The sequence below is a fragment of the Streptococcus mitis genome, from assembly GCF_965111735.1.
Lineage (GTDB): Bacteria > Bacillota > Bacilli > Lactobacillales > Streptococcaceae > Streptococcus > Streptococcus mitis_DR.
Genome location: NZ_OZ217346.1, coordinates 1,440,037 through 1,453,216 on the forward strand (window position 1 = coordinate 1,440,037; position 13,180 = coordinate 1,453,216).

At 39.0% G+C, this 13,180-nt stretch carries 12 protein-coding genes and 1 pseudogene; 3 read left to right on the forward strand and 10 right to left on the reverse strand.

Features of this window, described 5'->3' with window-relative positions; translation table 11 throughout:
- Positions 1–4: 4 nt before the first annotated feature.
- Complete coding sequence (locus ACLV7W_RS07010; RefSeq protein ID WP_411865683.1) at positions 5–940, reverse strand: serine hydrolase domain-containing protein; 936 nt, start codon at positions 938–940, stop codon at positions 5–7.
- Positions 937–1,662 carry a CppA N-terminal domain-containing protein gene (locus ACLV7W_RS07015; protein ID WP_411865684.1) on the reverse strand — a complete coding sequence of 242 codons (726 nt, stop codon included), beginning with the start codon at positions 1,660–1,662 and terminating at the stop codon, positions 937–939. The genes ACLV7W_RS07010 and ACLV7W_RS07015 overlap by 4 nt, the downstream gene beginning before the upstream one ends.
- A 251-nt stretch (positions 1,663–1,913) precedes the next feature.
- Here ACLV7W_RS07015 and ACLV7W_RS07020 point away from each other — a divergent pair, with 251 nt between their 5' ends.
- Positions 1,914–3,170 carry an ISL3 family transposase gene (locus tag ACLV7W_RS07020; RefSeq protein WP_411865685.1) on the forward strand — a complete coding sequence of 419 codons (1,257 nt, stop codon included), beginning with the start codon at positions 1,914–1,916 and terminating at the stop codon, positions 3,168–3,170.
- A 97-nt stretch (positions 3,171–3,267) separates the two neighbouring features.
- Here the strand turns inward: ACLV7W_RS07020 and ACLV7W_RS07025 are convergent.
- Positions 3,268–4,619, reverse strand: a protein-coding gene (locus ACLV7W_RS07025) for an IS3 family transposase (protein ID WP_411865375.1) whose coding sequence is annotated in 2 segments (ribosomal slippage) — positions 3,268–4,178 and positions 4,178–4,619 — 1,353 coding nt in all. Because the reading frame shifts where the segments join, the coding sequence is not laid out codon by codon here.
- 601 nt (positions 4,620–5,220) lie between these two features.
- Here ACLV7W_RS07025 and ACLV7W_RS07030 point away from each other — a divergent pair.
- Positions 5,221–5,829, forward strand: a complete 609-nt coding sequence (locus tag ACLV7W_RS07030; protein WP_411865936.1) for a hypothetical protein — start codon at positions 5,221–5,223, stop codon at positions 5,827–5,829.
- 86 nt (positions 5,830–5,915) lie between these two features.
- Here ACLV7W_RS07030 and ACLV7W_RS07035 read toward each other — a convergent pair whose 3' ends face one another.
- The 6 genes from ACLV7W_RS07035 to ACLV7W_RS07060 form a co-directional block, all read right to left on the reverse strand.
- The gene (locus ACLV7W_RS07035; RefSeq protein ID WP_411865686.1) at positions 5,916–6,119 is read right to left on the reverse strand and encodes a hypothetical protein; all 204 of its coding nucleotides are present in this window, start codon (positions 6,117–6,119) and stop codon (positions 5,916–5,918) included.
- Positions 6,120–6,210: 91 nt separating this feature from the next.
- Entirely contained in the window at positions 6,211–7,071 is an 861-nt protein-coding gene (locus tag ACLV7W_RS07040; protein ID WP_411865687.1) for a YihY/virulence factor BrkB family protein, read from the reverse strand.
- A 27-nt stretch (positions 7,072–7,098) separates the two neighbouring features.
- Positions 7,099–9,153 (reverse strand): cation:proton antiporter, encoded by a 2,055-nt coding sequence (locus ACLV7W_RS07045; protein WP_049542831.1) that lies wholly within the window; start codon positions 9,151–9,153, stop codon positions 7,099–7,101.
- Positions 9,154–9,164: 11 nt separating this feature from the next.
- Entirely contained in the window at positions 9,165–9,419 is a 255-nt protein-coding gene (locus ACLV7W_RS07050; protein WP_000361085.1) for a hypothetical protein, read from the reverse strand.
- Positions 9,412–9,969: a tRNA (mnm(5)s(2)U34)-methyltransferase gene (locus ACLV7W_RS07055; RefSeq protein ID WP_261073652.1), complete on the reverse strand. Its 558-nt coding sequence runs from the start codon at positions 9,967–9,969 to the stop codon at positions 9,412–9,414. The genes ACLV7W_RS07050 and ACLV7W_RS07055 overlap by 8 nt, the downstream gene beginning before the upstream one ends.
- Positions 9,953–10,909, reverse strand: coding sequence for a TIGR01212 family radical SAM protein (locus ACLV7W_RS07060; protein ID WP_371508887.1), 957 nt, complete (start codon positions 10,907–10,909; stop codon positions 9,953–9,955). The genes ACLV7W_RS07055 and ACLV7W_RS07060 overlap by 17 nt, the downstream gene beginning before the upstream one ends.
- Positions 10,910–11,000: 91 nt before the next feature.
- On the opposite strand from ACLV7W_RS07060, the gene ACLV7W_RS07065 reads away from it, so the two are divergent.
- On the forward strand, positions 11,001–11,360 hold the full coding sequence (locus ACLV7W_RS07065) for a DUF3397 family protein (RefSeq protein WP_004269933.1): 360 nt from the start codon (positions 11,001–11,003) through the stop codon (positions 11,358–11,360).
- Positions 11,361–11,457: 97 nt separating this feature from the next.
- Here ACLV7W_RS07065 and ACLV7W_RS07070 read toward each other — a convergent pair.
- Positions 11,458–12,626 (reverse strand): annotated as a pseudogene (locus ACLV7W_RS07070) (group II intron reverse transcriptase/maturase).
- Positions 12,627–13,180 lie beyond the last annotated feature (554 nt).

Below are 13,180 nucleotides of genomic sequence, written 5' to 3' on the forward strand. Positions count from 1 at the left end.
CTCCTTACTCTTCTTTGCGAATCAAGTCCATCACCTGATTACGGTCTAAAATCCATTGAGCCCGCTCATCCTTTTCATAGGTACGATTCGATAGGAAAATGACCGCTTCTTTCTTCTGACGATTCCACATGACAAATGTACCTGTATAGCCCGTATGGTCTAGCCAATCTCCTTCCAAATTCCATGCTAAAGAACGTTCCTTGTCATCCAAAAGAGAAAAATTTTGACTCAAATCTCTTGCAAAATCATCCTTTAAATAGTGCTGCAAAAAGATTTGTAAATCCTTTACAGTCGAAAACAAACCAGCACTACCAGCATGTCTGCCTAGGAGGCGAGCCTTGGGATCATGTACCAGACCTGCCTCTACACCTCTAACTGTTGGAACAGCAAGTTCAACAGGACCAAACTGGGTTTCCGTCATTCTCCAAGGATTCCACACTTGTTCTTGTAAAATCACATCCAAGTCTTGATTAAAGATTCTTTCCAAGATAAAACCTAACAGCAAAAAATGGACATCCGAATAAAGAAAGGCTGACTGACTTCGTCTGTTGAGATGAAACATCGCGTCCTTTAATTCTGAGGCTGCTAAAAGATCCCTATTGGGAATAAAAGGATCAAGATCTGTAGAGTGGGTTAAGAGCTGGCGAATAGTGATGTCTGGATAATCACTTTCAGGTAAAAAATCGGTTACTGGTCTGTCAATATCTAATTGACCTCTTTCCCACAAGAAGGTGAGAACAGTACCTACCCCAACAACCTTGCTGACACTGGCTAGATCATAAACTAGTCCTGCCTCAGTCTGCAAGCCATGCTCTGGGTCACTCTGGCCTACATAGATCTCCGTCCATTGATTGTCCTTAAAATACGCAAAAGAGGCTCCGGGATAAATTCCTGCCTCGATTTGTTCTTCTATTTTTTTAATAATCTTGGTCCACTTCATACTTCTTCAAACCACAATTCAACATTATTTCTATCTTTACCAAGGAAGAATTTTTCAGACTTAGGAATAAAATATTCGGTAGACTCAAACTTCTGGCGCAGACTTTCTATATCTAGTTCATTGACCAAGAACTTGAGCATAGATAAGTCCCAAGTAGCCGTATTGTCCACAGTCAAATCTTGACCCTGAGCTGGGATAAAATCAAGTGACACCCCAATTTCAGATACTTCCAAGAAACTTTCGATATCAGTTGGAAAATGTAATTCCATAGAAATCTCAAATTTACTTAAAGAAATTGACTCCAGATCTGTTTGAAACTCAGGTTTTTCTCCTACTTCTACTAGATTTTCTCTGTCATCTTCCGCATGAATCAAAACCAAATCATCTTCTGGAGAGTAAATTTCAAAAGCGTAGCCGTTTTGACCTTTATATAATTGATGAATCGAATCTGTTTTAGATAAGAGTCCTTCAATTTCTAAGGGATTTTCCACTTTGACAATCAATCTAGCTAGTTTTTTTCTTCCCTCTACCTTACGAGTGCGCATACTTGGAGCTTCTTCTAAAACCAGCTTTTCTAGACCTGTTTGATCACCTAGTGATAGAAAGGCTGATTCTTCTAACAAGGCCTTCATGCCAAGGGTTTCTATATAAAATGTTTCATTTAATTTTCTATTATTAACTTTTAAAGTAGGAATAATCCGTACAATCTGATTTACATTCATAAATTCCTCCAACTCTTTTATTTTAAAGGATTTTAGAATTTTTTACAAGATATTATGCTCAAATTTACCGATTTTTCGTAAAAATGTCACCTAAAAACCGAGGATTTCCTCGGTTTCAATTTCTTATGGCTCTATAATATTTGTAGTGGGTAAATCCCCTATAGATATTATGGAGCCTATTTTGTTGTAGAAAAAAAGTTCCATAATATCTATAATGAAAAGCAACAAAACAACTCATTAGAAAGATTCATATGGAACAATTACATTTTATCACAAAATTACTAGACATTAAAGACCCTAATATTCAAATTATAGATATCATCAATAGGGATACACTCAGGGAAATCATTGCTAAATTGGACTACGATGCCCCATCTTGTCCTGATTGTGGAAGTCAAATGAAGAAATATGACTTTCAAAAGACTTCTAAAATTCCTTACCTCGAAACAACTGGTATGCCTACTAGAATTCTCCTTAAAAAACGCCGTTTTAAGTGCTATCAGTGCTCTAAAATGACGGTCACTGAGACTCCTCTAGTAAAGAAAAATCATCAAATCCCTCGTATCATTAATCAAAAAATTGCTCAAAAGCTGATTGAAAAGACTTCTTTGACCGATATTGCTCATCAGCTGTCCATTTCAACTTCAACTGTTATTCGCAAGCTCAATGACTTTCACTTTAAACATGATTTTTCTCGCCTTCCACAGATTATGTCCTGGGACGAGTATATCTTTACAAAGGGAAAGATGAGTTTCATTGCGCAAGATTTTGAAAAACTCAATATCACCACTGTTCTTGAAGGTAGAACACAAGCTATTATCCGAAATCACTTTCTTAAATATGATAGGGCAGTCCGATGTCGAGTGAAAATCATTACTATGGATATGTTTAGTCCCTACTATGACTTGGCTAGAAAACTTTTTCCGTGTGCTAAAATCGTTCTAGATCGTTTCCATATTGTACAACATCTAAGCTGTGCTATGAGTCGTGTGCGTGTCCAAATCATGAATCAGTTTGAACGAAAATCTCATGAATACAAGGCTATCAAACGCTACTGGAAACTCATCCAACAGGATAGTCGTAAACTTAGCGATAAACGTTTTTATCGTCCTACTTTTCGTATGCACTTGACCAATAAAGAGATTTTAGACAAGCTTTTGGGCTATTCAGAGGACTTGAAACACCACTACCATCTCTATCAACTCTTGCTGTTTCACTTTCAGGACAAGAAGCCTGACAAATTTTTCGGACTCATTGAAGACAATCTGCAGCAGGTTCATCCTCTTTTTCAGACTGTCTTTAAAACATTCCTCAAAGATAAAGAGAAGATTGTCAATGCCCTTCAACTACCCTATTCAAACGCCAAATTAGAAGCGACCAATAATCTCATCAAACTTATCAAGCGCAATGCCTTTGGATTTCGAAACTTTGAAAACTTCAAAAAAAGGATTTTTATTGCTCTGAACATCAAAAAAGAAAGGGCAAATTTTGTCCTTTCTCGAGCTTAGCTTTTCTTCAACCCACTACAGTTGACAAAGAGCCTAAAAAAACCTATCAAACAAGCAATGAAGCTTTGTACTGACCCCAAAAAGTTAGACAATTAATTTATCCGAAGGATTTAGTTCTGTATTGTACAGGGCTAAGTCCTTTTAGTTTTACCTTAATTCGTTTGTTGTTGTAGTAATCGATATAGTCTATAATAGCTTGTTCCAATTGATTAAGTGATTTAAAGTTTTTCTCATGGCCATAAAACATTTCGGATTTTAAAATGCCAAAGAAAGATTCCATCATACCGTTGTCTGGGCTGTTGCCCTTTCGTGACATGGATGCTTGAATTCCCTTACTCTCTAGGAACCGATGATAAGAATCGTGTTGGTATTGCCAACCTTGGTCACTATGGAGAATCGTATTCTCGTAGTGTTTCTCTGTGAAGGCCTGTTCCAACATCTTTTTTACTTGTTCTAAATTAGGAGAACAAGAAAGATTAAAAGCAATAATTTCGCTGTTAAATCCATCTAAAACAGGCGATAAATACAATTTCTGCGTGCTATTTGGAATGGCAAACTCTGTCACATCCGTATAACACTTTTCCATTGGTCTCGATGCTTCAAACTGGCGTTGAATGATATTCTCTGCTTTCTTGCCAATCTCTCCTTGGTAGGAAGAATACTTTCGTTTACGGCGAATTCGAGCACTTAAACCAAGGATTTTCATCAGACGTTGGACCTTCTTATGGTTTACTATATGACCACGATTCCTCAATTCAAGAGTTATTCGGCGATAGCCATAATTTCCTTTGTGCTCAGTAAAAATAGCTTGAATTTCAGCTTTAAGATCTTTATCTTTGTCAAGCCCATCTAGTTCCTTCAACTGATAATAGTAAGTTGAGCTAGGTAAACGAGTCACTTCAAGAAGTAAATCTAGTCGAAATCCTCCTGAAGCCATTTCTCTAATTGTCTCTGCCTTTCTCGCTGTATGGCTTCGTCCCTGTCTTCCAGCTCTTTTAACTTTTTTAAGTAAGCCACCTCAGTACGTAAGCGTTCATTCTCCTCTTGGAGTCGCTCTAGTTCTGTCATTTCATCCCAAGTTTTCTTCCGTTTACGTCCCATTTTAGTTGGTCTCCCTCTTGTTTTCTCAACAATAGTATACCCGTTTTTCTTGTATTGTGCTAGCCAATTAAGAAGTATCGTACGACTTGGGAGGCCGTATTCAAGAGAAACTCTATCTTTAGTCCAGCCTTCATGTATGACTTTATGAATCATTTCTTGTTTTAAATCAGGAGAATAGTAACGATTTTTTCCTTTTTTGACGAACTCTATTCCGTAACGATCAATCAATTTAATCATGTACCTAATATTAGAATTATTTATCCCAAATTTATTTGAAAGCTTCTCTAAGCTATATCCTTGTTTTCTAAGTTCATAGATCTGAACTTTATCATCATAAGTTAATTTCATAATAAAAACACCCCAAAAGTTAGATTTTTTCTGTCTAACTTTTGGGGTGCAGTTCATTATCAGGCATTATCCTTTGGTGCTCTAAGCTTTTCTAATGATTAGACAGTCGCAAAAAAGTCTGAAAAGCTCTCAGAATCGTTGTCTCAGCACCAAAAATACGTGAAATTTGCATAATTAAAATAAATTTCAGGGGGAGTTATACAAAAAAACGACGATTTAAACCGTCGTTTTACTGAGATAAATATGTAATCTTTTTTTGAAAATACGTCTATTTATTTTTTATTGTTTTTTATTGTAAAGTAGACCCAACCGAATGAACATAGGTTGTAAAAAGCAAATGAAAAAATTGCGAGGATAATAGCTTCTGTGTCTAAATAACCCATTTCTAGACCTCTTTTCAACAACAACAAGCCTGTAGTTTCGACAACGATCAAAAATAAAAATATATAAAAAATTTTCGCCTTAAGCATATTGTTACCGCTTTCTTTTTATTTGGTTTTATTGTATAACAAAAGTTGAAAAAAATCAAAAAAACAAAGGAGTTTCCGTTATGTCTAAGATGTTTAAATGCATGTGTTTGCTAGTTATGTCTATTTTCTGTATGTCTAGCATTTCCCCGTCGCTTGTTGTTTTTGCTGATGATAGCTTATCGGCAAACTCTAAAGTTGTATCTGGTGAGGTTCAGTTTGAGAATGGCTCATCAGTGCGGTTCGGAGATACGCAAGTAAATATTTTAAGTGATGAAGTTCTTGAGGTGGTCAATCCAAATGGAAGTGTAGACACTATTGAACGACGTGCTGATGGCGTCTATATCAATGGGTCATTTTATATGGCTTATCAAAAGAATGAAATCGACCTAAATATATCTTTTAGATCATACGATCCTAATGTTTGGAATTACGTCAACACAATACATGGGAATAAAGAAGCCAACACATTCGCTCAATTCATGATTGATTCTGGAATAACCGCGATGTTTGGCCTTATAGGTTCTATATTGGGTGCCCCATGGGGTGGCATAATTGGTGGAGCATATTTTGGTATACAAGCTTATCAGTCTTACTTGGATTCACAAAGCCCATATCCATACTACATAACAAGTACTTATATCCATATTTCTCAAAGAAAATGGAAGTTTATCACTGAATTCTATAGAAACTCAGACTATACTGGGTATGTAAAAACCGAAACAACCTACGTGAATTTCTAAAATATAAACCCTACCTTTATATATAGGCAGGGTTTATATTTTAGTTAATTGCTCAAGTAATTTGTAAGCATAATACTTGCGAAACTCTATTTGTTCAAGCGGTTCAAAAGTTCTTGTTTTTTAGCCTCAAGCTCAGCTCTCTTTTGCTCGATTTCTTCACGTTTTTGGGCGATTTCTGCTTGCGCCTCGGGAGTTTCCAAAGTGCCTTGCGACTTGTGAAATTCTACTAGCATATCAACGATTTTTGGGTCTAATTCGTTGACATAATCAGGATTTGACCATTTCGGCACGTTGCTTGCAGGTGCTTGCTTTTTGCCGCCTTTTTGGGGTCAGTACACATCAACCTTGATAGTATGCGTTTTGTTATAGATAAAAAATAAATTAGTCTGTTCTCAAGCTCGTATCTTTCAAACTCTGAACACTGGCATTGATCACCGCACCGACAATCAAAATCTTAGCGATGAGAATAAACCAGAACATCATGACCACCACGACGACGGAACTGAAAAAACGGACGTCCACTAGGTGATTGACATAATTGTTGACATAGACTGAAAAGATATTAAGTAGTAAGACCAGAGTCAGCATGACAAAGGAACTACCTGGCAATACATGTCGAATCCTTCGCACCTTAACATTGGGCAGGAAATAATAAAGCATGACCAAGATTGCAAAAATCAAAGCATAGACCAAGGGACCTGTTAGGTCTTGCAGATAATTAAAGAGAGGACTATCCGATTTCCAGTAACTTTTGATAAGGTTGAGGAGCATGCGACCAAAGACACTGAGAAATAGAGCTAAGGCAAAGAGAATCTGCAAGCCAAAACTGACAAACAAACTCATGAGCTGATGGGAAATCATTCCACGATTTTTTGCTACTCCGTAAGCTTTATTAAAGGCTTTCTGTAGGAAATTCATGGATTTTGAAAAGGTCCAGAGAGCTGACAAAACCGCAAAACTCAATAAGCCTGTTGAAGGTTGGGTTAGCACTTCTGTGATAATCTTTGCCACCACATCATACATGCTTTCCGGCAAGAATTCATTGACAACCTTTAAAAAATTAGAAACTGGAATCCGAAAATAAGGGAGGATATTAACCACCACCAAAAGAAGTGGAAAAATCGAAATCAACCAATAGTAGGCTACAGCAACACTGGTCAACTCACTATCTGATGCTTGATAATAATGCAAAAAAGCTTTTACTAAAGGCTTGTCTATCTGCTCTTTCCACCACTTTTTCATGTCACACTCCTTCACTTATAATCTTGATTAATTTCTTCTTACCAATTCCATCATATCATAAGGCAGGGTATTGGCAGCTTCCTTCAAGGAATAGTTCTCTAGGTTATTTACATTTTGTCGTAACTTCTTGGCATACTTGGTCGTAATCAATCGATTTTCTTCATATTCGAAAATCAACTTGCGCTCCAGATAATAGCCTCTCAGCATTTCATCGATATTGTTGGGTTTGACACGATTGATAACCCGTTCGACAAAGGCACCACTTGTGATAATAGCTGTTTCTCGGAGACGAGAATCCTGCATGAAGCTGATTAAAGAACTCTTATAAACCCCTTTAAGGTTCTCCAAACTTTCGATAATCATCTCTGTATTTTCTAGATAGAGCTCTGCAATTTGGTCATAGTCAAGGGCTCTGAGTTTCTGTGATTCTTCATTTTTCCAACTGCGGAAGGTCTTACCAAAGGTAAAGACTTCGTGAAGGAGAAAACGTAAAATTCGCAAGGAAACAAGGAAATAATAGGTCAATCGTGAAGCAAACTTGCGATTGATACTTTGTTCCATGTTTTTCAAATAACGTTGGTAGACTCGATAGGCACGCTCACTCATCTTGTCCTCTTCGTAAGCCTGTTCTAAACCATCACTTTCAATACTGAGGATGAGAAGTTTCAAGGCCTCCCAGTCTTCTTGAGCCCCCTTATTTTCTTGACTCAGGATGAGATTTTCAATACGTCCATGATAATTGTCAATGGCTGCATAGAGAGGGAGCTTATTTCTGGTATCTTCCAACTCTTTTTCCAACTCTATCGTTACTTCATTCAAAATTCCAATATGCATGAGATAATCCTTGCTTTCTTCCTGTTCATCCGAAAGATGGGGCAAGACCAAGAGACCTGTTAAAAAGCTTACAAGTGTCACACCTGCGACGAGGAAAAGCAAGAGAGGATACTCCTGCTCTAGATTACTTGGTATCAGAAGAATCGTAGCAATCGACACCGTTCCCTTAACGCCTGAGAAAGTCAAGAGAAGCATGTCCTTCATATACTTATTCAGTTTTTTCTTGAGGCGTCGTGTCCTGTAGGCATAATAGCCATAGATCATGACAAAACGAATGGCAAAGAGGAGAAAGGTCAGGGCTATAAGAGATAGCAATAAAAGTAGGGGATTATAGATTGGATTGGTCAAGATAGGCTCTGCTATCATTTCCAGCTCCATCCCTAAAATCACAAAGACAGAACCGTTGAGCATAAAGTTCACTGTGTGCCAGACCGTCTCGGTCACCGTATCCACTTGGGCTTCGAGGAGCGTGATTTTCTTGAAGCGACTTGCCTTTAAAATCCCAGCAACTACAACGGCAATAATCCCTGAAACGTGGACTTCTTCTGCCAGGAAGAAGGTTACCAAGGGCAAACTCAATTCCAGAAGGAGCTCACTAGCAATATCCGTTGCTCTCACACTTAGCAAGAAGCTATGAAGGAAACGGTTGATCATGGCTGTTAAAAAGCCAATCAAAAAACCGCCTAGAATTGAAAAGATGAGCGAACTACTAGCTTGCCCAAGGGAAAAGGCCCCAGTTGTCCAAGCTGTCAAAGCTACCTGAAAGGCCACTAAACCAGATGCGTCATTCAAGAGTCCTTCACCCTTAAGGATATTGGAGACGCGCTTAGGAAAGCTAAAGCGCTCAGAAAGAGAGGCAAAGGCCACCAAATCCGTTGGTCCAAGGGCCGCCCCAACAGCCAAGCAAGCTGCCAAAGGAATACTAAACCAAAGAAGATGTGCCAAGCCTCCCAAACTCAAGGTCGAGATGAAAATCACTGGAAATATGAGATAAACAATGATTCGCCAGTGTTTTAAAATAGCCGTAATATCCGCTTCTTCCGACTCTCTGAAAAGCAAGGGCCCGATAACCAGTGCCAAAAACAACTCCGTATTGAGGTGAAAGTCAGCATTGGGTAAAAAGAGACCAATCACGATTCCCAAAAGAATTTGCACCAAAGGGAGGGGCAAAAAGGGCAGGAGCTTATTGGTTGTACTCGAGACAATCAAAACCAGTAAAAATAGGATGAGGTAAATCAGTAATTCCACGTACTTCCTCCTTAATCTTTTTTACAACAGGATTCAAATATCTCCTTCTGCTCTTTGATTTTTTGGTCAATCTTGGAACAGTCTTTGTGCTCAATTTTTCTCTGGCACCGTTCCATTTCAAGAGCAACTAATTTTTTCTTGATTTTAAGCATTTTTTTGCTCATGTGTGCTTGGTCTAACACACCCACCGCTCGTTCGTGGTGGGTTGACTCAACAAAATTCTGGCGCATGGCATCCAGCTTTTCACGTAGGTATTGTTTATCCATGTCTATATCTCTCTAATTTTTCAATCATTACTAAAAATGGTGGGTTGTTGACTTGGTTTAAAGTTCTGTAGATGGCAGCTGTGTACTCTTGTTGGTTCAACTGACTAACAAAATCCAAGACAGCATCCCTCTCGAGGTCGCCTCCTTCATGACCATAATAGATCATGATAGCAATCCGGCCCCCTTTGACAAGTAAGCCACACAGCTTTTCTAATGCTTCAATCGTTGTCTGTGGTCGGGTGATGACAGACTTATCAGCTGACGGCAGATACCCCAGATTAAAAATTCCTGCCTTGACTTCTGTCACAAACTGATCCAGTGTCTCATGACCTTGCAAGATTAACTGGGCATTTGTCAGGCCAGCTTGGTTCAAACGCTCTTGGGTCTTTTCCAAGGCTTGCTCCTGAATATCAAAGGCATAGACTTGCTTGGCTAGCTTGGCCAGAAAAAGCGTGTCATGGCCATTTCCCATAGTCGCATCCACTACGATATCGTCCTGAGTTACAACCTCAGCCAAAAAATCATGTGCCATCTCAAGTGGTCTTTTCATTTTCAAACTCCTGTTTTACAGCCTTGCATCCTTGAACACTTCCACGACGTCTCATCTCCATCTCAATGCTGTTGAGGACTTCCCATTTATTGAGGCTCCACATAGGACCAATCAGCATATCCCTAGGTGCATCTCCTGTGATTCGATGGATGACGATATGCTTGGGAATGATCTCCAATTGGTCACAGATAACCTTGACATATTCGTCCTGGCTCATCAGTTGCAAGCGTCCTTCGTGGTAATCACGTTGCATACGCGTATTGGTCATCAGGTGAAGCAAATGCAGTTTAATCCCTTGAATATCGTTATCCGTGACACAGCGACGGACATTTTCAATCATCATCTCATGGGTTTCACCAGGAAGTCCATTGATCAGATGGGAAACAATCTCAATCTTGGGATACTTTCTCAAACGCTTGACCGTTTCCACGTACAACTCATAGGAATGGGCACGGTTAATCAGATCAGAGGTTGCTTCATAAGTGGTCTGCAAGCCCAATTCAACTGTCACATGCATGCGTTCCGACAACTCAGCCAAATATTCGATAGTTTCGTCTGGTAAACAATCTGGGCGCGTTCCGATATTGATTCCTACTACACCTGGCTCATTGATAGCCTGCTCATAGCGCTCTCGGATGACTTCCAGCTTTTCATGGGTGTTGGTAAAATTTTGAAAATAAACCAGATACTTTTGAACATCCGGCCACTTACGGTGCATAAAGTCAATTTCCTTATAAAATTGCTCACGAATAGGCGCGTCCGGTGCTACGATAGCATCTCCAGAACCTGAAACCGTACAAAAAGTACAGCCTCCATGAGCCACAGTCCCATCACGATTGGGACAGTCAAACCCCGCATCAATAGGGACTTTAAAAGTCTTTTCTCCAAAGAGTTTCCGATAATAATCATTCAAGGTATTATAAGATTTCATAACTTTCATTATAACAAAAAACACCCACAATCTCAAAAGCCTGACTTTCCTATAAATTCCTCTGTTTCTCATTTCCTTTAGCGACTTTTTATGATACAATATGGATATGATTTTAATGAAATTAGCATCTATTTTATTATTGATACTGACCTTAGTAGTCTGCATTATCATAACCAAACTTTTTAGATTAAAAAAACTAGGACGAAACTTTGCGGATTTGGCTTTTCCAGTCTTGGTATTTGAGTACTACCTAATCACAGCTAAAACCTTTACCCATAATTTCCTCCCTAGACTAGGCCTAGCCCTCTCACTCCTAGCCATTATTCTTGTTTTTTTCTTCCTTTTGAAAAAACGCAGCTTTTACTATCCTAAATTCATCAAATTCTTCTGGCGTGCAGGATTCTTATTAACCCTTGTCATGTATATCGAGATGATTGTTGAATTGTTCTTAATGAAATAATCGAATCCCTAAACATTTTATAGGGATTTTTGCTTTCTCTTCAAAATAAGATAGACAGTAACACTATACGATTTTACAATCGAGTAGGGGATAATCTCTAGCCCCTCTCACACCACCGTACGTGCCGTTCGGCATACGGCGGTTCAACTACTTTTAACGCATGTCGTTCAAGGTAATAATCCAAACACGAAACCAGTCCACGTTTTTCAAGGACTGGTTTTGATATCGCACGTTTAAGTACCGACTTCTGAGCTACTAATTGATAGTGGTCGCCCCAGCCAGATACCTTATCTGCTATCCATTTAGGAACCCCTAACTTAAGCAATCCCCATAATCGTCTAGATTTCTTCTTCCATTGCTTCCAGATAATCACTCGTAGGCGAGTAGGCAAGCGCTCATCTATGCTAGTGACTATACTTTTCATATTTCCCAATGAGAAATAGTTTATCCATCCTCGAATAGACAAATTCAGTTGCTCAATACGTCTTGTTAGGTCTATACTCCATTTCCTCTGTGATTTAAGCTTAAATCTCCGAACACTATCTTGATGTGGACGACTTTTCCAACCGTCTGATGATTTCCAGAACCCAAAACCTAGATATTTCAACTCTCTTGGTCTGGTAATCTTAGTCTTGGTCATGTTTACTTTCAAACCTAGCCGTTTCTCAATAAAACGACTGACTGAATACATCACACGCTTAGCGGCAGCCTCGCTTCCGACCGTAATCACACAATCATCTGCGTAGCGCACAAATCGAAGTCCCCTCTTTTCTAATTCCTTGTCCAATTCATTAAGCATGATATTGGATAAGAGAGGAGATAAATTTCCTCATCGAAAAATTTCTCTAGGTCTATATCCACTATCCACTCATAGCCGTCATTTAAGTACTCTAAGAGCTTCATGATAGCTTTTTCACACGACCTATTTGGTCTAAATCCATAGCTCGTATCTGAGAAATGGGGTTCACAGATAGGGCTAATGACTTGAACAATGACCTATTGAATCATTCTATCCATAACTGTTGGAATTCCTAGTTGACGGATACCTCCGTTTGGTTTGGGAATCTCAACTCTGAGAACTGGTTGAGGCTTATATTTTCTCTGTTTTATCAGTTCCTTAGTCAGGCGCCAGTTTTGTCTGAGATAATTATCCATATCTTCGATAGTAATTCCATCAATCCCAGCTGAGCCCTTATTGGATTTTACTTAATTGTAAGCTTCCAGCATATTTTCGCGTGATAATATCTTATCTAGCAATTTTGACATGTGCGTATTCCTTTCTTGTTTTGGTGCCTGAGGGACATCTTATATTAGTGAACTTTCATCTAGTCAGTACGTGACAGAGTCCAGTTCTATCAGACCGTTCGTTTTACAGGCACAAGTGAAGTAGGATTACTTCAATTAGTTGTTCACCCCTTCGCTCCACTTCCATTACAGAAGTTTCCTCACTACTATGGGCTCGGCTGACTTCTCATGATTCGTTGTTACTACGCTTTCAGCGCTCATGAGACCTCACGGGATAAGTCGTACATCTTTCCTCGTTTATACAAGATATGAGGACGTTAAAAGGTTACAGTGAAAAAGATAAATCTTAGTCCGAATTCAATTACTCTCGTAATTTACGCATATAGGTTACTACCTTTTTGGACTTTAGAGTTTCAGGCCCCCTTATCCGCTATATACGCCTTACTATCACGTTCCTGTTTGTAGAGCCACGATTTCGCTATCCTTTCCTCTCCCCGCTACCTCACGATAATCAGGCTTGGGAATCGCTATTGGGTTCACCGGTAGCGAGTGCCCACGGAGGACTTACACCTCAG